Here is a 22,842-nt window from a genome sequence, read left to right as displayed (position 1 = left end):
GCTCATGGCGACGAAGAAGGTCACGCAGGTCTCGGAACCGCACGCTGCCGATAGTCACGATGTGATTCGTGTACAGGGAGCACGGCAGAACAACCTTCAGGACATCGACGTGGACTTGCCCAAGCGACGGCTCACCGTGTTCACCGGTGTGTCGGGCTCCGGCAAGAGCTCACTGGTCTTCAGCACTATCGCTGCGGAATCGCAGCGGATGATCAACGAGACCTACAGCGCCTTCGTCCAGGGATTCATGCCGACACTCGCTCGACCCTACGTCGACGTCATGGACGGGCTCACCACGGCCATCATCGTCGATCAACAGCGCATGGGTGCCAATCCGCACTCCACCGTCGGTACGGCCACCGACGCCAATGCCATGCTTCGCATTCTCTTCAGTCGAGTCGGTAAACCGTATATCGGCTCAGCACAAGCTTTTTCGTTCAACGTTGCATCGGTCTCCGGCGCAGGCGCCTACAAGGTGGACAAGGGTGGCCGTCAGACCACCGAGAAGAAGTCCTTCTCCGTCACCGGCGGCATGTGCCCACGCTGCGAGGGCCGAGGTTCGGTCAGCGACTTCGATCTCACCGCCCTGTACGACGCGAGCAAGTCCCTCAACGAGAACGCCATCACGATTCCCGGCTACAGCATGGAAGGCTGGTACGGCCGAATTTTCCGTGGCTGCGGTTACTTCGACCCGGACAAGCCCATCGCGAAGTACACGAAGAAGGAACTCGACGATCTGCTCTACCGCGAGCCCACGAAGATCAAGGTCGAGGGCATAAATCTGACCTACTCGGGACTCGTGCCTCAGATCCAGAAATCGTTCCTGTCCAAGGACGTCGAGGCAATGCAGCCGCATATCCGCGCCTTCGTCGACCGCGCGATCACCTTCACCACGTGTCCCGACTGCGACGGCACCCGACTCAACGAGGGAGCTCGATCGTCGAAGATCAAGGGCATCAACATCGCCGACGCCTGTTCGATGCAGATCAGCGATTTGGCCACATGGGTTGCAGGCCTGAAGGAACCGTCGGTGGCACCATTGTTGACGACGCTGAGCGAGACCCTGGACTCGTTCGTGGAGATCGGGCTCGGATATCTGAGCCTGGATCGTCCCTCGGGGACGTTGTCCGGTGGAGAGGCCCAGCGTACCAAAATGATTCGCCACCTCGGCTCCTCGCTGACCGACGTGACGTACGTGTTCGACGAGCCCACGACCGGCTTGCACCCGCATGACATCGAACGGATGAACAACCTGCTGTTGCAGTTGCGAGACAAGGGAAATACGGTGCTGGTCGTCGAGCACAAGCCCGAGACGATCTCGATCGCAGATCACGTGGTGGATCTGGGTCCAGGTGCCGGCAGCGCGGGCGGGCACGTGTGCTTCGAGGGCACGGTCGAGGGATTGCGACACAGCGACACGGTCACCGGTCGGCATTTCGACGATCGAGCGTCGCTCAAGGACTCGGTGCGTGGGTTCTCTGAAGTACTCGAAATTCGCGGTGCGAACTCACACAATCTGCGCGACGTGGACGTCGACGTTCCACTCGGAGTGCTGGTCGTCGTCACCGGCGTCGCAGGCTCGGGCAAGAGCTCGCTGATTCACGGGTCGCTCTCGGGCACAGACGATGTGGTGTCGGTGGACCAGGGTGCCATCCGTGGTTCACGGCGAAGCAACCCCGCGACGTACACCGGATTGCTCGAACCGATACGGAAGGCTTTCGCCAAGGAGAATGCCGTCAAGCCGGCTCTGTTCAGCTCCAACTCCGAAGGCGCGTGCCCGACGTGCAACGGAGCAGGCGTCATCTACAGCGACCTCGCGATGATGGCCGGGGTGGCCACGACGTGTGAGGTGTGCGAGGGCAAGCGGTTCCAGGCTTCGGTACTCGAGTACCACTTCGGCGGTCGCAACATCGACGAGGTGTTGTCCATGTCGGTCGCAGAGGCCGAGGAGTTCTTCTCCGACGGCGCAGCCAAACTGCTCCCAGCGCACAAGATTCTGCAGCGCTTGAACGACGTCGGGCTCGGCTACCTGAAGATCGGACAGCCACTGACGACGCTGTCGGGTGGCGAACGCCAGCGCCTCAAGCTCGCCACACACATGGCAGGCAAGGGTGGGGTCTACGTGCTGGACGAACCCACCACCGGACTGCATCTCGCCGACGTCGACAAGCTGCTCGGGCTCCTCGACAGACTGGTCGACTCGGGCAAGTCGGTGATCGTGATCGAGCATCACCAGGCGGTGATGGCACACGCCGACTGGATCATCGATCTGGGCCCCGGTGCCGGACACGACGGCGGACTCGTGGTGTTCGAAGGAACGCCGTCCGATCTGGTGGCGGACGGTTCCACACTCACCGGCCGACATCTGGCCGCGTACGTCGGGAGCTGACGTGCAGGCAATCGGACGAGACATCTTTCGGAAGGAATTGTCGTGACCACCCTGCCCGGCCGCCACGCAACCGCACTGCTGATCGTCGACGTACAGAACGACGTGATGGTGGGTGCGCACGAGCGAGAACGCGTGATCGACAACATCGTGTCCCTGGTGACCCGCGCACGGGAGACGGGTACTGCGGTGATCTGGGTACAGCACTCGGCCGAAGAGGAACTGCACTTCGGGACGGACGGGTGGGAGCTTCTCGGGGCGCTACCTGTGGCTTCGAGCGACCCGATCGTGCACAAGAAACACGGAGATGCCTTCGAGGACACGACGTTGGAGGCGGAGCTGACAGAGGCCGAAGCCGGGCATGTCGTGGTCGCAGGCGCACAGACCGATTTCTGCGTCCGATCCACCCTTCACGGCGCTCTGGTGCGCGGATACGACGTGACGCTGGCGAGCGACGCTCACACGACGGAAGACCTGACGAAATGGGGAGCTCCCCTGCCCGAGCAGGTCATCGCACACACCAATCTGTACTGGGACAACCAGACCGCGCCCGGACGTACCGCGGCGGCAGTGGCGACGAAAGATATCGACTTCACCTGACCGATACCCTGAACCTTCCATGGTGACTTTGCTTCTCGCGCTCGTCGGCTTTGCGATACTCGATTCGCTCGATGTCTTGCTGATCGGCGTCACTGCCGCCATTGCGGTGCACTCGAGAACCACTCGGCGGTCGCCGTTCCGAGCCGGGCTGGCCTTCGTCGGCGGAGTGTTCACGGCGACGACGGCCTTCGGCATCGTCACCGTTCTCGGCATCGACTTCGTCACGGATCTATTCGACTTCACCGTCACTCCCACGATCCGATATCGCACGGAGTTCGTGGTCGGGCTTGTCCTGATCAGCCTCGGCGCGCTGCGCACCGCCGAGCGTCGCCCACCGGCATGGGCCGCCCGAGCCGGCTCCAGCATTCCCGTGGTCGCCCTGACAGGGTTGACGATCGGTCTGGTGCAGGGCCCGACGGCAGTGCCGTACCTCGCCGGGCTGACGATGCTCTCGACCTATGTTCCCCGCCCGCAGTGGTGGCCGGCCATAGTCGTCGTCTACTGCCTGATCGCACTGATTCCGCCGATCCTCGTCCTGATTCTGGCGTCGAGGAAGAGTCGACGTTCCAGGCGGGCGTTCGTCACCACCGTGCGTGGCTTGACGCGGTACGGCCCGCCGACGGTGCGCGTCATCTTCGTCGTGCTCGGTGTCGCATTGCTCGCCGACGCTCTGATTCATGCTCGAGACCTCCTGTAGGTCGTCGCCTAAGCTTCTGCGCATGGCACTCGATCACGGCGACCCCGGTGACGCTCCGTCCGTTCCCCCTCCCCTGTCTCCCGTGGTCGCCGACCGTCGTCCCTCGGCGGCCGAGGAGGCGCGCACGATCGCCGCGTCCACCAACATCGCGACCCTTGCGAGCCTGACCGCGGACGGCGATCCCTGGGCATCGTTCGTCACCTACGGATTGCACGGCGGCGCTCCGGTTCTGTGTGTCTCGCGGATGGCCGAGCACGGGCGCAACCTCGCCGGCGATCAGCGCGCGAGCCTGTCGATCGTGGCACCGCAATCGCAGACCGATCCGTTGGCGTCGGGCCGAATCACTCTGGCCGGCGTGGTCGAACGGCCCGAGGGAGACGAGCTGGCGGCTGCCCGCGAGGCGCATCTCGCGGGGGTGCCCGCGGCGAAGTACTACCTCGACTACAGCGACTTCACGCTCTGGGTCATGCGCGTGCATCGGGTCCGCTGGGTCGGTGGATACGGGCGGATGGATTCGGCAACTGCCGAGGACTACGCCGAGGCCGCACCCGATCCGGTATCGCCCACCTCCGCGTACGCGATCGAGCACCTCAACGCCGACCACTCGACGTCTCTGATGGCGATGGCCCGCGAACTGGGTGGCTATCCCGATGCCACGTCCGCCGAATGCACCGCCGCAGACCGCTACGGACTCGACCTGAAGGTGCTCACGCCGCGCGGAGTCGCGTACACCAGGGTTGGCTACGCGGCCCCGATCGACTCGGCTGGGGAACTACGGGCCGCGACCGTGGAACTGGCGAAGCGAGCGGTAGGCGGGCGGTAGTTTCCGCTGCACTCCCCGCTCTGGACCGGTACAGCCACCTTGCCGAGACGCCGAGAACGATGGCGGCTACCGTTGTGCTTACATCTCAACGTCTAGGGAGCAGGTAATGAGCATCCAACCGGTCGAATCGAAGCGTCATCGTGTCGTCGTCATCGGTTCCGGGTTCGGAGGTCTGTTCGGCGTCAAGGCGCTCAAGAAGGCCGACGTCGACATCACCCTCGTCGCCAAGACGACGCACCACCTCTTTCAGCCGCTCCTCTACCAGGTCGCGACGGGCATCCTGTCCGTCGGCGAGATCGCTCCCACCACCCGCGTCATTCTCCGCAAGCAGAAGAACGCCGAGGTGCTGCTGGGCGACGTGTTGAACATCGACCTCGAGGCCAAGACGGTGACGTCGAAGCTGCTCGAGCGCATCACCGTCACTCCCTTCGACAGCCTGATCGTCGCAGCCGGCGCGCAGCAGTCCTACTTCGGCAACGATCACTTCGCCGAGTTCGCGCCCGGCATGAAGACCATCGACGACGCACTCGAACTGCGTGGACGCATTCTCGGCGCGTTCGAGCAGGCGGAACTCTCCGACGATCAGGAGGAGAAGGACCGCCTCATGACCTTCGTCGTCGTCGGGGCAGGCCCCACCGGTGTTGAACTTGCCGGGCAGATCGCCGAGCTCGCCGATCGCACCCTCGACGGAGCTTTCCGCAACATCGATCCTCGCGACGCCCGCGTGATCCTGCTCGACGCAGCGCCCGCCGTACTGCCGCCGATGGGCGAGAAGCTCGGCCGCAAGGCCGCGGAACGACTCGAGAAGCTCGGCGTCGAAATCCAGCTCAACGCGATGGTCACCGACGTCGACAACGACGGCCTGACCGTCAAGGAGAAGGACGGCACGACGCGTCGCATCGAGGCGCAGTGCAAGGTCTGGTCGGCAGGCGTTCAGGGCAGCCCCCTCGGCAAGCAACTCGCGGATCAGTCCGGTTCGGAGACCGACCGCGCCGGACGTGTGCTCGTCGAACCCGATCTGACCGTCAAGGGCCACCCGAACGTGTTCGTGGTCGGCGACCTCATGTCGGTCAAGGATGTACCGGGCATGGCGCAGGGTGCCATTCAGGGAGCGACGTACGCCGCCAAGCGGATCAAGGCATCGGTGAAGGGCGAGGACGACCCCGCTCAGCGTGCGCCGTTCAAGTACTTCGACAAGGGCTCGATGGCAACGGTGTCGCGGTTCAACGCGGTCGCCAAGGTCGGCAAGCTCGAGTTCGGTGGATTCATCGCATGGCTGATGTGGCTTGCGTTGCACCTGTACTACCTCGTGGGCTACCGCAGTCGAATCACGACCGTCATCTCCTGGTTCGTGACCTTCCTCGGTCGCGGTCGCGCCCAGATGGCATCGACCGAGCAGCAGGTGTTCGCGAGGTTGGCCATCGAACAACTGAATTCCCTCGAACGCGCGGGTGCCGTCGAGACGGACACCGCCGAGACGGAACAGGAACGCGCGAAGGCAGCGGGCTGATCCACCGCTGACCCCAGCTTTCCGACATCGCATCGGCCGACGGGACACCGTCGGCCGATGCGATTCGTCGTTCGGCGTACCGCTCTCACGCACTCGAATCACTGGGCGGCAGGCGGCGACCCACCGAGGTAGTCAGTGAGCCGCCTCCTGCCAAAGCAAGCCGAACGCTTCCGCCGCGCAGATCGACCTCGGACGCACGATCATCGGGGTACTGCAACGTACTGGACATCGACAGCGGAGCCGACAACGCGTCGTGTGAGATCGATCCGTTGCCCAGTTCCACCCGGTGGCGCAGCAAAGGACTGTCTCCGACGTCGCATCGCATCGCACTGGTCCACCGACCCGACGCCTCCTCGAAACGCCCGATCTGCGTCCGCTCGCGCAACCACAAGGTTGAATTCTGTTGCAGCGCAATAATATTGACCACCGAATGCGATGCGTCCGACACGACGACCATGGGCTCGGGATCGAAGATCAGAGATGCACCCGCACCCACCTCGACGTGCCACTGCGCCGACGAATGACGCTGCTGCCCACCGGGCATCGCCAGTGACGCCGCGACGCTGCGGACTTCCAGGTGTGCGCCGGCCGCCACAGAGATTCTGACGGTGATGGTGTCACCGCCGAGTGGCGTTGCGGCGGTTCCGATCAGGTGGACCGTATCCGGCCCGGTCTGGCGGCCGGCAAGTCCGCCCACCGAGGTGATGCGTGGGCTGCGATGCAGGCTCGCATCGATGCAGAGCTCGGTGTGCATCGACGCTCAGTGCGTGTGAGCATGCGCGTCGGCGTCGGCAACGACCTCGAGCTGCTCACGAATCCACGCGAGTACCGTGGTCGCGGCCGGGTCGTCGGTGAGTGAGATCAGCGCAGTCGGTCGGCCCTCGCGCACCTGTGCCGCATCGCGTTCCATCACACCCAGATCAGCCCCGACGTATGGGGCCAGATCTGTCTTGTTGACCACCAACAGATCGGAGAATGTGACACCGGGACCACCCTTGCGCGGCACTTTGTCGCCGCCTGCGACATCGACGACGAAGATCTGCACATCGATGAGACCGGACGAGAACGTCGCGGTGAGATTGTCTCCGCCCGACTCGACCAGAATGAGGTCCAGGGGCGGATTGTTCTCGATCAAGTCGTCGATGGCGTCGAGATTGGCGGTGATGTCGTCGCGAATGGCTGTGTGCGGGCAGCCACCTGTCTGTACGGCCGTGATGCGCTCGTCCGGCAGCACCGCATGCCGACGCAGGAAGTCGGCGTCCTCGGTCGTGTAGATGTCGTTGGTCAGAACAGCAAGCGACAGCTCGTCACGAAGCTGGCGGCACAGGGCAGCCACCAAAGCGGTCTTTCCGGAACCGACCGGTCCACCGATTCCCACTCGCAGCGCCTCGCCCGCCTCCCGCGCGCGTTTCGGACGATCCAGTCCGTGGTCGTGGGGCTCACCGTCGATCAGGTGCGGGGGCATGACATCTCCTTCGTCGTTCGAGAACAGTCGGTCGAAACAGTGGATCGGAATCTCAGGATACGAACAACGGACGATCGCGGACGGCGTGGGCTTCGGCGAACATGTCCAGCAACGGATCCGACAACTCCATCAGCTCGGGTAGGCACTCGCACACCGAGGCAGTCACATCGTCACAGAAGTCGCCCAAGCGGATGGTGCATGCGGCAACCTCGGCCGGATCGAGCGCCAGCAGACGCTGCGCCGCGATCGCCGACCCGGTCATGGTGATGTACACCTGCACAGCCGCTGTGTCGGCAACCGACAGCCCGCACGCGAGCCCCACATGCCCTGCAGCCACGGGGAGGTGCGGCTTACGGCCGATCGATGTCCAATCATGATGTGGCCAAGCCGATTTGGCCAATCGAAGCAGACCGCGACCCTGAGCGCGTGACGCGGATCTGGCCGCGGGGGACGGCGTCCGAGCGTCACACTCGGCGTCGGCACCCTCCGTGCCGAGAGAGCCGTGGACGATCGCTGCCGCCACCGACGCCATGGTGGCACCGGAGGTCCTTATTCGACGTCGCAAGAAAGCCTCGAGTGTCGCGATGTCTCGGACGAAACCCGATGCGATCGCCTCCTCCACTCCACCGGAATGCACGTGTCCACCGGTGGGCAGACGTGAATCGGCAAGAGAGAGAAGCGTTGTCACCTGCAGACGAGCAGCCGTCATCAGAAAAGGAAGTATCGCTGCGCCATCGGCAGTTCGGTTGCCGGCTGTTCTTTCCACACGTCGCCGTCGATGCGCACCGTGAACGTGTCCGGATCCACCTCGATGTCGGGCATGGCGTCGTTGAGAGCCATGTCGGACTTCCTGATGCTGCGGACGTTCTTGACCGGAACGAGCCGGCGATCGCAGTTCAGGCGGCCGGCAAGTCCATCTTCGATTGCCTGGGGAGCGACGAAGTGCAGCGATGTCGCGGCAGCTGCTTTGGGCGAGGCCCCGAACATCGGACGCGGAAGCTCGGGTTGTGGGGTCGGGATGGACGCGTTGGCATCGCCCATAGCCGCCCAGGCGATCATTCCGCCCTTGACGACCATGTGCGGGCGGACGCCGAAGAACGCCGGGTCCCACAGCACCAGATCGGCCAATTTTCCCGGCTCGATCGAGCCGATCTCGTCGTCCAGCCCGTGGGCCACGGCCGGGCAAATCGTGTACTTGGCGACGTACCGCATGACGCGGTTGTTGTCGGCCCCGTTGTCTCCGGAGAGGAAGCCCCGACGAGATTTCATCACGTGTGCCGTCTGCCAGGTACGCAGAACGACCTCGCCGATCCGGCCCATTGCCTGCGCATCGCTGCCGATCATCGAGATCGCACCCATGTCGTGCAGCAGATCCTCGGCCGCAATGGTCGACGGCCGGATACGACTTTCGGCGAAGGCCAGATCCTCCGGAATGGACGGACTGAGGTGATGGCACACCATCAGCATGTCGAGATGTTCGTCCAGGGTGTTGACGGTATGGGGACGCGTCGGGTTGGTCGAGCTGGGCAGCACGTGCCCTTGCGCGGCCACGGTGATGATGTCGGGTGCGTGCCCGCCGCCCGCGCCTTCCGTGTGATAGGCGTGAATTCCACGGCCGTCGATCGCAGCGAGAGTGGTCTCGACGAAGCCGGCCTCGTTCAGGGTGTCCGAGTGGAGCGCGGCCTGCACACCGGCGTCCTCACACACTCGCAGGCACGCGTCGATCGCAGCAGGGGTCGAGCCCCAATCCTCGTGCAGCTTGAATCCTGATGCGCCTGCGCGCAATTGCTCCCACATGGAGTCGGGGTTGACAGTGTTGCCCTTGCCGAGGAGCACGATGTTCATCGGCCAGTCGTCGAGAGCTTCGAGCATCCGGGACAGGTGCCATGCACCCGGGGTGACCGTGGTGGCCTTGCTTCCTTCGGCGGGTCCGGTGCCGCCGGCGATCACGGTGGTGATGCCTCCGCCGAGAGCTTCCTCCTTGATCTGCGGGCAGATCAGGTGGACGTGACAGTCGATGCCGCCGGCCGTGACGATCTTTCCATTGCCCGCGATGATCTCGGTCGAGGGCCCGATCACGAGATCGGGATGGACTCCGGTCATGGTGTCGGGGTTGCCTGCCTTGCCCAATGCCACGATGCGCCCGTCGCGAATACCGAGGTCGGCCTTGATGATTCCCCAGTAGTCGACGACAACCACCCCGGTGATCACCGTGTCGGGAGCTCCGTCTGCGCGGGTAGCACGCGATTGACCCATCGATTCGCGGATCACCTTGCCGCCGCCGAAGACCGCTTCCTCCCCTGCGTTGCCCGGTCCGCCGCTGCGGTCTTCGGTGACCTCGATCAGAAGATCCGTGTCTGCCAGGCGAATTCGATCGCCCGTGGTGGGCCCGAACAACTGGGCGTATCGACTACGGCTCAGACGCGCCATCAGCTGTCCAACTTTCCGGGAGGTGTCATGCTCAAACCGTGGACCTCGCGCGTGCCACCGAGAGGCACGAGCCGAACTGTCTGTTCGATGCCGGGCTCGAAACGCACCGCTGTGCCCGCCGGAATATCGAGGCGGTGGCCGTGGGCACGCTCACGATCGAACTGCAGGGCGGCGTTGGACTGTGGGAAGTGCACGTGTGAGCCCACCTGAACCGGCCGATCTCCGCCGTTCACGACGACCATCGTGATCACCTCGGCGCCCTCGTTGATCTCGATGTCCCCTGCGACGGTGATGATCTCGCCGGGAATCAGGTGACCGTCACCTCGCTTGGGTGAGATCGGCTCGTGCACGGTGATCAATTTCGTGCCGTCGGGAAAGGTCGCTTCGACCATCACCTCGGGAAGCAACTCGGGAACCCCACCGAGGACATCGTCGGCAGTGAGGATTTCGCGCCCCGAGGACATCAGGTCTGCAACGGATCGCCCGTCCCGGGCACCCTCGAGAAGGTGATCGGTGATGACCGCGATGGCCTCGGGATGATTGAGCTTCAAGCCTCGAGCCTGACGACGCCGCGCGAGCTCGGCCGCATAGCTGACGAGCAGTCGATCCTGCTCGTGCGGAGACAACCGCATTGGAGTTCTCCGTCCCGATCGGTGATGGTGCTCGGCAATTCTGACACGCTCGAGGCAGCCCGGCAGCGGAGCGCCGGTTCGCGCCTCACCCGAGGGGCACGGTCACCGATCGATCGAGCAGTCCCCGCAGGACGTCTCCGTCGATTCCCGAAGCAATTGCCTGCAGTTCGGCGAGGCCGAACGCACCCGCGTCGAGGCCTCGCACCAGCACGCCGGCCAACGCTTGCGCGGTGGCGGGTTCGTCCATCACCTCACCGCCCTGACGATCGAGGTAGCCCCCGAGTCGAGCAGCCGCGACCGGCATGGCGTGGCGGAAGAAACCGAAGGTGGCCAGCCACCGCGTCACCAGATGCCCGGGATGCATGTCCCAGCCCTGGTAGAAACCGCGTTCGAGGGACCTCGTCACCAGATCGAAGTGCCGCCGCGCCGACGCCGAAACCTGCTCCGGGCTGCCGGTGGGAACAACCTGGGTCGAGCCGTCGCACACCCACACTCCGGTCTGCGCGGCTGCCACCAGCATGACGTTCTTCGCGTGGTCCGCCACCGGATGTGCCAGCGACTGCTGCGCGGAAGTGATCCCACACGCGGCGCTGTAATCGTAGGTTCCGTAGTGCAGTGACGTGCAGCGACCGTCCGCGCGAGTGATCGCCCGCGCGAGAGTCGTCGTGCCGTCGGCCCCGATGACCGCCTGGGGACTCTCGATCTGCAACTCGAATCGAAGGGCACGATCGGGCAGGCCGTGCGCGCGCTCGAGTTCCTCACACAACGCGACCACTGCCGCAACCTGCGAGGTGGCCCGCAGTTTGGGCACGGTGAACACGAAACCGTCGGGCACTCCCCCGGCCCCGTCCAGAACGAGCTCGAGGGTGCGAATCCCGCGCCGACGCTCGTGTGCTGCAAGTCCTTTGGACCGAATACCCAACCAGGTCGGACCATCGGCATCTTTCGCCAAGGCTGCCAACGCTGCACCCGCGGCCGTTGCATGACGGTCTTCGACGACGTCCGACCGCCATCCGTACCCGTCCTCGAAATCGATTCGGAGGTCCTGGATGGGGGCCGTGCTCAATCGCTCACGAACCAGGGGCAGAACTTTCGCCGTGTCGAGTGCGGCGAATGCCTCGGGGTGAGCGTCCAGAATCGCCGAGGATGCTGCGCCCCACTCCGCGGGCACATTCGCCGAGGCGTCCGCCGCCGAGACGTACACGGTGTGGGAAGGCTGCCCGCCGATGCGGTCCCCGGGATAGTGCCGCGCCAGATCCTCGTCGATGGGCCCGAAGAGTGTCTCGAGGCGATCGAGAGCGTCGGGAGTCAGCGCGGTGACCGGTGAATCTGGATGCTGGTTGTGGCCCGTCATGGGCATCACTGTCCCAGATGTGCAGTGTTTTCGATATTTGCCAGTCGGACTCTGCCCTGAGCTACCAAGCGTCCGGTCTCGTCGGAGATGTCCACCTGCCACAGCTGCTGGGTGCGTCCACGATGAATCGGATGTCCGTGTGCGGTCAAGGTTCCCGATCGCGTGGCTCGCAGGAAGTCGGTGTTGTTGTTGGCGCCGACCACGTGTCCACGTGACCCGAACCAGGCCGATCCGCCGATGCTGGCCACCGATTCGACCACCGCGCACAGGACGCCGCCGTGCATGATTCCTGCGGGTTGATGGAGCTGTGGGGTCACTGTCCACTCCGCGCGCACGTCCTCGCCGGACACCGCGAGGTATTTCAGACCGACGACTCCGTCGAATCCACGGTGGCACAGCTCGGTCAACTGTTCCGGCGTCAAGGCGTCGAAAGGCGTCTCTTCCGTGGTGCCGTTCGAGTCCGTCATTGCACTGCCTCCGGTTGCGTCGAAACATGTGAGCCGACTGTGCAGCCGACTTTCCATCAGAATTACACGACGGTCGACCCACGAAAATCGGTGGGCCTCCCGTTCGTGAAGAACGGGAGGCCCACCGTGGCAAGGACCGGGAGTCACTGCAGCCCTCAGGACTCCGGCGCGGTCCGTTGGTACGTGGTCAGCATAGGCAAACCTTAGTAACGGCGCAAGAGCCTCACGACACCCGAAGTCTCGCTCGTCCGGGAACCCCGGCGCGTGACCGGACGGGAGCGCCTGCGTCGACCATGGCGTCGAGCAGCATCTGACCTCGACGAGCTCCGTCGGACGCGCTCGCCCCGGCCAGAATCGGAACGTACGTGGACGCGCCGAGAATCGCATCCCCGACCAGGGCCCAGAAGACTCGAACATCGAGCGGAGCGCGCTCCGATATCGCGCGAAACACCGCACCGAGCGACGTCGTGCAGCGATGCGCGGTCCAGACGAGCAGAGCCTCCTCGCACGGAAGGGTGACGGTGCCAGGCTCACCCGCCGAGGGATCCTCCGGCAGCACCCTCAGGATCGGCGACGCGACACCCGCCCAGTCGATTCCACCGTCACTGTCCATGTGGATCCACATGTTGTCGATGCCCGGATCCCACGCCCGGGCCTCCAGGACCAGCAGCGCAGATACTCGGCCGACCACAGCGTGAATCAAGGCAGTGGCCACCTGAACCGCAGCAGCCTCCGGCACATCCAGATCCTCGAGCGAACGGCTGTACATCCGCTCGACACGTCCGTCCGTGAGCCCGACGGCCAACTGCCACCACCGGCGCTTACCTTCGTTCGCCATGGCAGCCACCGCGTACATCCGCGGGTAATCGGGATTGAGCGCGCGAAGAGTCTCACACGAGTCGGCCAACTGGGCCGTCCCATCGGATCGGTTCGAGAATCGATGAACATCGGCCCAGCTGGAGAATGCCGCCGTTGCAACTGACACCTGATCGCTCCTTGAAGTTCGTGGCGGGTGGATGCGTCGCACCCCGACTCGTTATGTAGGTTAGCCTAACCAGATAACTTTGGGAATCAGGTACCGCTACCCTTACCTCACCTCACATTGAAAGCAAGGGTTCCGTAACCTAAACGAGTCCCTTCGATACAGCGAGGAGTCACGACACTGTGACCACAGCTCCGCTACTCGGCCCGCACGGCGCTCGCCGGTCTCCCGATGAGCAGTACGGGACCGAGAACGTGCCCGACGGCCCGCCGCCGCGGAGCTCCTGCATCGCGGCAGGCGCTGTCGACGCCCTGATCGTGGTGGTCCCGTTGTTCGTCGGATGGTCGATCGTCGACGCGCTGCGTGACGACAACGGAGGCGGACAAGCGGACCGATTCGTATTCGGCACGATTTCGGTGTGTGTCGCTCTGGCTCTGTTCGTCTGGAACCGCGGGTACCGCGACGGCAACGACGGCCAGAGCACCGGCAAGCGATGGCTGGGGCTGACGCTGCGAGACACCGTTACCCACGGTCCGATCGGCGCACGTCGAGCGCTTCGTCGCCAGTTTCGGATCGGCTCCGCGTCGTCGGAGGTGGTGCGCGAAAAGGTCGCTGCAGCAGAAGGATTCGAGCCCATTCCCAAGGACGGTTCGGTCGCTGCCATTCGGCGCCGGAGATTGCTGGGCTTGGCCGTACTCGTCGCCGCTCTCGTGGCCGGAATTCTCGCCAGCATCGCCATCGGCGCTCGACCCCTGACCTTCGCCGAGATCGCCCACGCCCTGCTGAATTCGACGGGCACCGACACCGACATCATCGTGCGCACGCTGCGAGTTCCCCGCACTGTGCTCGCACTGGTCGTGGGTATCGCGCTCGGCATCGCAGGCGCTCTCATCCAAGGGCACACACGCAACCCGTTGGCCGACGCCAGCCTGCTCGGCCTCAACTCGGGCGCGGCGTTCTTCGTCGTGATGGCCATCTACCTGTTCCGGTTCACCTCGCCGAGTCAATACCTGTGGTTCGCGTTCGCCGGTTCGGCGGTGGCGAGCGTCGTCGTGTTCGGACTGTCGTCGATCGGGTCGGGCAGATCGAGTCCGGTCAATCTCGCGTTGGCCGGGGCCGGCGTCGCATTCTTCCTCTCGGCGATGACCAACGCCGTCGTCCTGCTCGATCAGACCAGTCTGGACGGCTACCGCTTCTGGGTGGTCGGATCCGTCGCCGGACGCGGCCTGGACGTGTTGTGGCAGGTATTGCCGTTCCTGGTGATCGGCGTCCTCATCGCAGTCGCGAGCACTCCCGGCCTCAACGTCATGAGCCTCGGTGAGGATGTCGCGCGCTCACTGGGAACCAACATTGCGGTCACCCGTACCGTCGGGATCCTCGCTATCACCCTGCTCACCGGGGCAGCGACCGCAGCATGCGGGCCGATCGCCTTCGTGGGTCTCGTCGTACCGCACATCGCCCGAGCGGTGACCGGACCCGACTACCGCTGGCTAGTCCCCTATGCAGGTCTCATGGGCGGTGTGATGCTCATGATCGCCGACGTCGTCGGACGGGTCGTCGTGCGCCCTGGCGAGCTCCAGGTGGGCATCGTTCTGGCCCTGATCGGCGCGCCGTTCTTCATCGCTCTCGTTCGTCGTCGGAAGTTGGTCGGCCTGTGACAACCGATCTGCAGTCGACACCGCCGTCGTCCGATAAGGGCGTCGTTCGCGCCCGGCCCGCGTTTCGTCTCGGCCCCATTTCTCTGGTCCGGCGACCGCTGATGGTCATCGCCACCGTCCTGCTGGCGGCAGCCCTCGTGCTGGTGATGTGCATCAACATCGGACGTGGTGACTTTCCTCTGTCGATCGCACAGGTTCTCGACGTACTTCTCGGAGGCGGCTCGAGGATCGAGCGCTTCATCGTCATGGATCTGCGGTTGCCTCGATCGCTCACCGGCCTCCTCGTCGGAGCTGCCCTCGGTATCTCCGGAGCCATCACCCAGTCGATTTCCCGCAACGCGCTCGCCAGCCCCGACATTCTCGGTATCACCGCCGGTTCCAGTGCCGCAGCCGTTGCACTGATCGTGCTCGGCGGAGGCGGCAGCTTCAGCGGTCTACTCGCTACTCTGGGCCTGCCGCTTGCGGCACTGATCGGCGGTGTGCTCACCGCAATCGCGATCTACACCCTCGCCTGGCGAAAAGGTGTCGACGGTTTCCGGCTCATCCTGGTGGGAATTGCGGTCAACGCCATGCTCACTGCCGTCATCGGATGGCTACTGATCAGCGCCGACATCAACGACGTCTCGCGCGCTCAGGTCTGGCTCAACGGCTCGCTGAACGGTGCCAACTGGGCGTCGGTCTGGCCGGTCGCGGCCGCTGTCGTACTCGTCGGCGGTGGCACCGTCATCGCGACGTTCACCCTGGGCGCGCTACGCCTGGGTGACGACAACGCCCGATCGCTCGGAGTACGCCTGCAACACAGCCAGGCCATGATGCTCTTGGCCGCCGTCGCTCTCGCCGCCATCGCGACCGCCGCGGCCGGACCCATCGGATTCGTTGCACTGGCAGCGCCGCAGATCGCACTCCGAATCCTGCGCACGCCTGGTCCGCCCATCATTGCGTCGGCGCTGCTCGGTGGATTGCTCGTCGTGGCAAGCGATCTGATCGCTCGAACGATCCTGCCGGTCGAACTTCCGGTCGGCATCGTCACCTCGGCCCTCGGCGGACCGTTCCTTCTGTACCTTCTCGTTCGCAGTAATCGAAAGGCTTCCGTATGACTACCAGCCACCCCTCGCGTCTGATCGCGCAGGATCTCAGCCTCGGTTACGGCGATCGCACCATCGTCGAGCATCTCGACCTCGAAATTCACACAGGAGTCATCACCACGGTCATCGGACCCAACGGCTGCGGGAAGTCGACGCTCCTGCGTTCGCTCGGTCGCCTGCTCAAGCCCAAGGCCGGCAGTGTAATGCTCGACGGCCGAGCGATCTCCTCGATGAAGACCAAAGAGGTTGCCCGGACTCTCGGAATGCTGCCGCAGGCCCCGACCGCCCCCGAAGGTCTGACTGTCGCAGACCTCGTCTCACGTGGTCGTCATCCCCACCAATCGTGGATCAGGCAGTGGAGCTCCGACGACGAGGCCGAGGTGGCGAACGCACTCGAGTTGACCGGAGTCGGCGACCTCGCCGACCGACCCGTCGACGAACTCTCGGGCGGTCAGCGTCAGAGAGCGTGGATCTCCATGGCGCTGGCCCAGGGCACCGACATCCTGTTGCTGGACGAGCCGACGACGTACCTCGACCTCGCACACTCCATCGAGGTCCTCGATCTCGTCGATCGACTGCACGCCGAGCTCGGACGGACGATCGTGATGGTGCTGCACGATCTCAATCTGGCACTTCGCTACAGCGACCGGTTGATCGTCATGAAGCAGGGGCAGATCGTTACTTCCGGCCGACCTCAGGACGTCGTATCGGAGCAGTTGTTACTCGACGTCTTCGGCCTCGAGGCCGCCGTGATCGAAGACCCGATGTCCGATCGACCTCTCATCGTTCCGATCGGGACCCGGCACGTGTACGGGTCGGTCGGAGGGCCTGTCAGGTCCGCGGACGACTCTGCCGCGGGCCCATCCACAGCCGTCTAGCAGCCGTCACCGCTCGATCATGGTGCGCACCAGCTTGAACCCTTGACCGATCGACACGTCGGGCAAGTAGGCCCGACCGATCGCGTTACCGATACTGGGCAGTGCTGCCGGATCTGCGAACGTCATGTGCATCGGTTCGTAGCGAGGCTGGAACTTGGATTTGAATGCCAGGAGAGAACGGAATCCGTAGACGGGTTCGAGTGTGCGTCCGAGCACGTCGAGCAACCGTTCGAGTAGTCCCGACAGCGTCGACTGCTCGGCGCTGGAGACGTGTTCGGGTTGCTTCTCGTCGACCTTTGCCAGCGGTGCGCCGGACAAACTGAGGAATCTGGCACCCTCCTGCTCGAGCAACAGAGCAGCCGACGCAATGAGAAATTCCATCGTCGGCCGGAAGCCCTCCGAACGACGACGCATGAAGTCGAGCGTCCATCCGACGATGACGCCGTTCTCGTACACCGGCATCCACGAGGTCACGCCGTGCACGGTCCGATGCTCGTCGACCGCGATCAGGCAGCGGACGTTCTCGTCGTCGACCTCCTCCAGACCGCCGAGGGTGAACCCCATCTCGGGCATGCCCTTGTCTGCTACCCATTCCTCCGAAATCGCGGTGATCTGATCGGTGATGGCCAGTGGTGCCGACGGGAAACGAATCCATTCGGCTACGACACCCGCCTTCTTCGCCCGATTCAGTGCCGTGCGCACGTCTTGGAAACGCTTGCCGGTGAAGGCAATTCCGTCCAGGTCCAGAACCGTCTCCTCACCCACTTGGATTCCGCCCCAGCCGAGAGAATCGGTGATGCGGCGAACATCGGGGGTGACGGAATAGAAACACGGTATCCAGCCGTTCTTCGACGCGAACTCGGCGAATTCGACGACGTTGTCCCGCAACGACTCTCGCGGACCCACTGGATCGCCGGTGGTCAGAGCTACACCCGAAATGACGCGGTAGGCGACGTAACTGCGGCCGTCGGGACCGAACCAGTACTTGTTTCCGCGCCAAGTCGTCATCCACGACAGCGCCGAACCGCTGCTCGCCATGAGCAGTCCGCGCGCGCGTTCGGTCGCGTCGGTCTCCGTCCCGTACACCGGAGTCAGGAAGGTGCTCGCAGCGAAAACACAGACCACCGACCAGAACACCACGCCGGTCCACTCGAACAGCAAGGTGGTGGGAATGCTCTGCGGCAACAGAGCGGGTTCGAGCCATTGCAGGTAGACAGGCGGAATAAGGCGCTGCGGGAAGTCCAACATCAAACCACCGAACGAGGGCGAATCGGCAAAGCCGCCGCGCGCAAGGTACCCACCGATCGTGTAGACCACGCCGAGTCCCACTCCGACCCCGATCACCGACGCCGCCCACCGCCGGTAGGTGCCCGAGGGCGCCGACACGTCGAAGAACTTGCGCGTGACCAAGAGAACCACCAACACGATCAGTGGTAGCAAGAACGGCACCGCGGTGCGATACGCGGTCGGCGATTCGAGCCCGTAGAACAGCGACTGGTCGTCGCCGGCCTCCAGGAACCGAATTGCGAAGTTGGCCACCGACAGTGCGAGCAGGATCAGCTGGGAGACCATCGCCAGAGCCCACGCGAAACGCCTGCCACGCCGAAGGCCGTCGCTGATCACCAGCAAGAACAGGGAGGGCATGATGCTCAGAATCGTCGGACCGACGCCGCCGAGCCTGAGATCGAGCAGACCGCGACGGCACTCCACCGGATCGGTGGTCGCATCGGCACAAATCTCGCGCACCTCGGCTGCCGTGTAGGGAACTCCGCGAACCACATCTCGAAGGACGGCGAACGGACCGACAGCGTTGGGGCTCAGGGCCGCCAGCACCGGACCCAAGGCACTGGCAGCAACGATGAGCGCAACCAGCACGCGGCCTTCGCGTTGGGTACCCGCCAATCGAGGGCCACGCGCCGATCGACCGACGATCCACGGCCCCGCGACGAGACCGATCACCGCGGCGGCCAGTCGAACCACGTCCTGCAGGTGCCCACCGAACAGGGCCAACGTCACCAGCAGTGCCAGCACGCCGACGCGGATCCGTCTGCGCCACAACGTATCCATCCGCGAGGTCGCAACCAGCACCACGCCGAATATCCAGGTCGTCGGGCCTACCGCGGTTCCGACGTGCAGCCGGAAACCCCAATCGGCATCGAAGGTCTTGGCCAGAGCGGCGAGACCGAGACCGAGTAGCGAACCGGCTACCTGGGTGACGAACGCAGCGATGGCAAAGCGACGGGACCCTGTCCGGCGCTCGATAGGCGCAGCGGCGAGCAGAACCGCAACGGTCGCCACCACACAACCGGCGATATTGGGAGCCGTCAATCCCGAGGTCAGTGGGGTCCACAGGTGCCAGTGCTCGAACGGCATGATGCCCACAGCGAAGTTCTTGTCCAATTCGCCACGATCGTCGAACACGGCCGCAGCGATACCGGTCAACCACACGATCGCAAGCAACGTGAAACTGACCGGGGCCCCCACCGCTCCGAACACGATGAGCGACCACAATCTGCGAATCTGACGCATCGCTGCGGACGATCCCAACTTCAACGCCTTGGTTCGCTTCGATATCCACGAAGGTCCGGCGACGTCGCCTGCGTCGGCCTCTGCCGACGACGAGGTGGCTGTCGCGGGTAGCTCCGGCTCGGTCACGTTCACGAAGTCAGCCCTGTTCTCGTTGCCAGCCATGGGAGTTCACGACGCAGGCCTTCCGACCACACTGCGAAGCTGTGTCCGCCAGGTACTTCCACGTACTGCACATCCATTCCAGCGGCCTTCGCCGCGTTGTACATCTCTTGTTGACCCGGTTTGTAATCCTTGTCGTCCGCGCCCACGACGAAAATACCGGCCGAGTCGGGGTACCGACGCGATTTGAGCAGGTCGAGCGGGTTGATCGCGGTGAATGCCGCAGAATTTCCGCCGAAGGCCTGCTGCACGGTTCGATCCCGATCCCCGAGGGTGGGCTCGCGTTGACCCGACAGGTCGAGGAAGGTGGGATAGACGTCGGGGTGATTGGTCGCCATCTGAATGGAGCACGTGCCACCGTAGGACAATCCACCGATCGCCCAGTGAGCGCGATCGCGGTCCACCTGCAAGGTGGCGTCGATCCAATCGGGAACGTCCCGGGACAGATACGTGTCCACGTTCCCCAGCGGCGAATCGACACAGAGTGGATTGGCGATCGATGACCCGGTGCCGTCCGCGACCACCACAACGGGCGCAAGACCGGCATGGTCACGGGCAAAGTTGTCCATGGTCTGGGCGAGCTTTCCGCCGTTGAGCCAGTCCTCGGGCGCACCCGGCTGACCGGCGAGCAACACCAGGACCGGCAGCAACGGGCGAGGATCGGCAAAGTACGCAGGCGGCAGATAGATCTCGGCGTCCCGGGCAGAGAAGTTGGACGCGGTGGCCGGAATGGGTGCCGAGGTGACTCGTCCTGCGGCCGCCAGATCAGCAGGTGCGGTCCACACAGAATCCAAGGGCGTACCGCTGACGGTCTGCGCCACTGCGGCCGGCACATCCGAGAACTGAATGCGGGCAGCGGACTCGACTCCGAGGGCATTGCCCACGGTGGGGTACGCATCGAACTCCAGGTTGACGTGCAGCGCCGCAGCCGCGACCACGAGGACCGCTGCCACCACCGTCGTCAGTTTGCCCAGCACCCCACGAGCTGCGAGCAACCGGGAAACCACCGCGAACAGTGCGGCGAGACCCACGCCGATCCAGACGTAGATCGAGGTGGCTACCGGATCCGGAAACGGTCGCCATACCTTCTCGACCACCACGTAACCGACAGCCGTGACAACGATCGCGACCGTCGCCGCGATCGGCAGTGCGCGTCTCGAGTATCGCCGGGACGACGAGACGACCAACCACACTCCACCGAGCGCGCCGAGAACGGACACGATCACCGGTACCGGGCCGTCGATCAACGACAGAGAATCGAACCACTCCACTCTTGCGTCTCCGCTCACTTCTCGAAGAGTCGGGCCGCGGGGCGGCACGATCACGTGAGAAGGATATTCGCCCCGAGGCGCTCCCCGTGGAGACCCGTCGATTCGAGACGCCAGGACTATGACCGAACCCACACTGCCGGGACGGTAGGTACTACCACGGGTAGTACGCATCAGCGTCGGAGTAGCCGTAGAGTACGAAGAATGGCTGGTCTTGGTGAACTAGAGCGCGCAGTGATGGACCATCTGTGGGAGTCGACGGATCCCCAGACCGTCCGACAGGTACACGAAGCACTCGCGACGCATCGCGAGCTCGCGTACACGACGGTGATGACGGTGTTGCAGCGGTTGGCGAAAAAGAAGCTGGTCGTTCAGCAGCGCGACGACCGAGCTCACCGGTATGCGCCCCTCCACGGACGAGACGAGCTGGTTGCCAGCCTGATGGTCGACGCGTTGTCGCAGGCACCTGCGTCCGGTGGACGCGCTGCCGCACTCGTCCACTTCGTCGGACAGGTGGGGGCCGACGAAGCCGCCGCACTCCGTGAGGCACTCGCCGCTCTGGAAGTGGCACAATCGACGAGAGAGTCCCCTTCGGCTGGAGAAGGCCGTCCGACGGACTGACGCTCGCCGTAGTAAGTGAGGACATGAACTCGACGACTGCGTTGGTATTCGCGGTACTCGCGCTGATTCTGGCGGGGCCGGTGCCAGCCGTGCTCGCTCGCGCCAGTTGGCCGTATCGGTCCCCGCGTGCGGCGCTGGTTCTGTGGCAGGCAATTGCACTGGCCGCCGTGCTCTCGGCATTCAGCTCAGGTCTCGCCATCGGCGGACTGCTTCTGGTTCCCGGCCCGGACGGTCGTCCCACCACAGCACCCACCGACGAAATCGACGCGCTCGGCCTTCCCCTGTGGATCCTGTACGTGGTCGTACTCGCGATCACCCTCGGCATCGGTGCCAAGCTGATGTTCTCGGTTGTTCAGGTGGCGGTCCGAACCCGTCGTCGCCGCTCTCGACACCGCATGCTCGTCGACCTGCTGGATCGAAACAACCTGAACGAGAATCCCTTTCGCAGTCTGCGCGATGCGGATATCCGCGTACTCGATGCTGCCGAGCCGATCGCGTATTGCCTGCCAGGTCTGCGTCAGAGGGTGGTACTGAGTCGCGGAACGCTCGCCAATCTCTGCGAGGCCGAAATCACCGCCATCCTCAGCCACGAACGGTCGCACCTTCGTGCCCGCCACGACTTGGTCCTCGAAGCATTCACCGCGGTAAACGAGGCATTCCCGAGGATCGTGCGAAGCAAGTCGGCTCTGGGCAGCGTGCAGTTGTTGGTCGAGCTGTTGGCCGACGACTCGGCGGTCAAGGTGACCGGACCCACCCCGCTGGCTCGGGCACTGGTCGCGTGCGCAGGGTCCACCGCACCGCGAGGTGCCATGGCGGCCGGAGGACCACACACCCTCATCCGGGTGCAGCGATTGAGCGGTCCCGGCAGCGATGTCCGCATCGCCGCGGTTGCATACGCGACCGCTGTGGTGATCCTCGTACTTCCGACGATCTACGTGGCGATGCCATGGCTGGAGGAACTGAGCAAGCTGGTCGGGTGAGCTCACGGCCGTTCGGCGTCGCACAGGTCACATCGACTCGGGGTGAACAATTCGCGATCCATCCCGTAGAGTGGACCTCGGTCGCCATCGCGACCTAGCAATCGAAATGGCACAAACAGCCCCACTTTATGCGGTTCTCATCCGCATATCGATGGCCAGGTGACAGTGCCCTGGCTCGTATCAATGTGTTCTGGCTGTTTTTCGTGTTTCCCTTCTCGTTCGGGTGCTCTCAGCTTCGGGCTTATTGGCGTGCCCGTAATCCGGAGAGGCTTTACTGCGTGACCCACGCTGTTTCCAACACACCCGTTTCCACCGCTT

At 64.3% G+C, this 22,842-nt stretch carries 20 protein-coding genes; 10 read left to right on the top strand and 10 right to left on the bottom strand.

Features of this window, described 5'->3' with window-relative positions; all coding sequences use genetic code 11:
* The first annotated feature begins 4 nt into the window (after positions 1-4).
* From CH294_RS21755 to CH294_RS21735, 5 genes are all read left to right on the top strand, one after another.
* The gene (locus tag CH294_RS21755) at positions 5-2,389 is read left to right on the top strand and encodes an excinuclease ABC subunit UvrA (protein WP_094739062.1); all 2,385 of its coding nucleotides are present in this window, start codon (positions 5-7) and stop codon (positions 2,387-2,389) included.
* Positions 2,390-2,431: 42 nt separating this feature from the next.
* Positions 2,432-2,986 carry an isochorismatase family protein gene (locus CH294_RS21750; RefSeq protein ID WP_032403454.1) on the top strand — a complete coding sequence of 185 codons (555 nt, stop codon included), beginning with the start codon at positions 2,432-2,434 and terminating at the stop codon, positions 2,984-2,986.
* Positions 2,987-3,005: 19 nt separating this feature from the next.
* Positions 3,006-3,683, top strand: coding sequence for a GAP family protein (locus CH294_RS21745; RefSeq protein WP_094739061.1), 678 nt, complete (start codon positions 3,006-3,008; stop codon positions 3,681-3,683).
* Between the two features lie 22 nt (positions 3,684-3,705).
* Entirely contained in the window at positions 3,706-4,506 is an 801-nt protein-coding gene (locus CH294_RS21740) for a DUF2470 domain-containing protein (protein ID WP_094610342.1), read from the top strand.
* A gap of 106 nt (positions 4,507-4,612) precedes the next feature.
* On the top strand, positions 4,613-6,016 hold the full coding sequence (locus CH294_RS21735; RefSeq protein ID WP_032403457.1) for an NAD(P)/FAD-dependent oxidoreductase: 1,404 nt from the start codon (positions 4,613-4,615) through the stop codon (positions 6,014-6,016).
* Positions 6,017-6,101: 85 nt separating this feature from the next.
* On the opposite strand, the gene CH294_RS21730 is transcribed toward CH294_RS21735, so the two are convergent.
* The 8 genes from CH294_RS21730 to CH294_RS21695 all read right to left on the bottom strand — a co-directional run bounded on the left by CH294_RS21730 (position 6,102) and on the right by CH294_RS21695 (position 13,271).
* A complete protein-coding gene (locus tag CH294_RS21730) occupies positions 6,102-6,770 on the bottom strand; it encodes an urease accessory protein UreD (RefSeq protein ID WP_094739060.1) in 669 nt (222 codons plus the stop codon).
* Between the two features lie 6 nt (positions 6,771-6,776).
* Complete coding sequence (gene ureG, locus CH294_RS21725; RefSeq protein ID WP_094610340.1) at positions 6,777-7,481, bottom strand: urease accessory protein UreG; 705 nt, start codon at positions 7,479-7,481, stop codon at positions 6,777-6,779.
* 52 nt (positions 7,482-7,533) lie between these two features.
* Complete coding sequence (locus CH294_RS21720) at positions 7,534-8,190, bottom strand: urease accessory UreF family protein (RefSeq protein WP_032403460.1); 657 nt, start codon at positions 8,188-8,190, stop codon at positions 7,534-7,536.
* The gene (locus tag CH294_RS21715) at positions 8,190-9,911 is read right to left on the bottom strand and encodes an urease subunit alpha (protein WP_037150374.1); all 1,722 of its coding nucleotides are present in this window, start codon (positions 9,909-9,911) and stop codon (positions 8,190-8,192) included. The genes CH294_RS21720 and CH294_RS21715 overlap by 1 nt, the downstream gene beginning before the upstream one ends.
* The gene (locus CH294_RS21710) at positions 9,911-10,543 is read right to left on the bottom strand and encodes an urease subunit gamma (RefSeq protein WP_052058378.1); all 633 of its coding nucleotides are present in this window, start codon (positions 10,541-10,543) and stop codon (positions 9,911-9,913) included. The genes CH294_RS21715 and CH294_RS21710 overlap by 1 nt, the downstream gene beginning before the upstream one ends.
* An 85-nt stretch (positions 10,544-10,628) precedes the next feature.
* Positions 10,629-11,897, bottom strand: coding sequence for an aldolase/citrate lyase family protein (locus tag CH294_RS21705; RefSeq protein ID WP_094739170.1), 1,269 nt, complete (start codon positions 11,895-11,897; stop codon positions 10,629-10,631).
* A 5-nt stretch (positions 11,898-11,902) separates the two neighbouring features.
* On the bottom strand, positions 11,903-12,364 hold the full coding sequence (locus CH294_RS21700) for a PaaI family thioesterase (protein ID WP_037150369.1): 462 nt from the start codon (positions 12,362-12,364) through the stop codon (positions 11,903-11,905).
* Between the two features lie 223 nt (positions 12,365-12,587).
* A complete protein-coding gene (locus tag CH294_RS21695; RefSeq protein ID WP_230594613.1) occupies positions 12,588-13,271 on the bottom strand; it encodes a hypothetical protein in 684 nt (227 codons plus the stop codon).
* Positions 13,272-13,528: 257 nt separating this feature from the next.
* Between CH294_RS21695 and CH294_RS21690 the strand changes: the two genes are divergently transcribed.
* From CH294_RS21690 to CH294_RS21680, 3 genes are all read left to right on the top strand, one after another.
* Positions 13,529-15,004: an iron ABC transporter permease gene (locus tag CH294_RS21690; RefSeq protein ID WP_094739059.1), complete on the top strand. Its 1,476-nt coding sequence runs from the start codon at positions 13,529-13,531 to the stop codon at positions 15,002-15,004.
* 101 nt (positions 15,005-15,105) lie between these two features.
* Positions 15,106-16,101 carry an iron chelate uptake ABC transporter family permease subunit gene (locus tag CH294_RS21685; RefSeq protein ID WP_230592516.1) on the top strand — a complete coding sequence of 332 codons (996 nt, stop codon included), beginning with the start codon at positions 15,106-15,108 and terminating at the stop codon, positions 16,099-16,101.
* On the top strand, positions 16,098-16,967 hold the full coding sequence (locus CH294_RS21680; RefSeq protein ID WP_032403464.1) for an ABC transporter ATP-binding protein: 870 nt from the start codon (positions 16,098-16,100) through the stop codon (positions 16,965-16,967). The genes CH294_RS21685 and CH294_RS21680 overlap by 4 nt, the downstream gene beginning before the upstream one ends.
* 6 nt (positions 16,968-16,973) lie before the next feature.
* Here CH294_RS21680 and CH294_RS21675 read toward each other — a convergent pair whose 3' ends face one another.
* Complete coding sequence (locus tag CH294_RS21675) at positions 16,974-19,496, bottom strand: DUF2156 domain-containing protein (protein ID WP_094739169.1); 2,523 nt, start codon at positions 19,494-19,496, stop codon at positions 16,974-16,976.
* A gap of 128 nt (positions 19,497-19,624) precedes the next feature.
* Complete coding sequence (locus CH294_RS21670; protein ID WP_094739058.1) at positions 19,625-20,926, bottom strand: alpha/beta hydrolase-fold protein; 1,302 nt, start codon at positions 20,924-20,926, stop codon at positions 19,625-19,627.
* 201 nt (positions 20,927-21,127) lie between these two features.
* On the opposite strand from CH294_RS21670, the gene CH294_RS21665 reads away from it, so the two are divergent.
* Positions 21,128-21,544 (top strand): BlaI/MecI/CopY family transcriptional regulator, encoded by a 417-nt coding sequence (locus tag CH294_RS21665; protein WP_032377940.1) that lies wholly within the window; start codon positions 21,128-21,130, stop codon positions 21,542-21,544.
* Positions 21,545-21,567: 23 nt separating this feature from the next.
* Positions 21,568-22,524: a M56 family metallopeptidase gene (locus CH294_RS21660; RefSeq protein WP_032403466.1), complete on the top strand. Its 957-nt coding sequence runs from the start codon at positions 21,568-21,570 to the stop codon at positions 22,522-22,524.
* The last annotated feature ends 318 nt before the right edge of the window (positions 22,525-22,842 follow it).

The organism is Rhodococcus sp. 14-2483-1-1 (genome assembly GCF_002259335.1).
In the GTDB taxonomy this organism is placed as follows: Bacteria; Actinomycetota; Actinomycetes; order Mycobacteriales; family Mycobacteriaceae; genus Rhodococcoides.
This window is presented reverse-complemented; position numbering and strand designations above follow the sequence as displayed.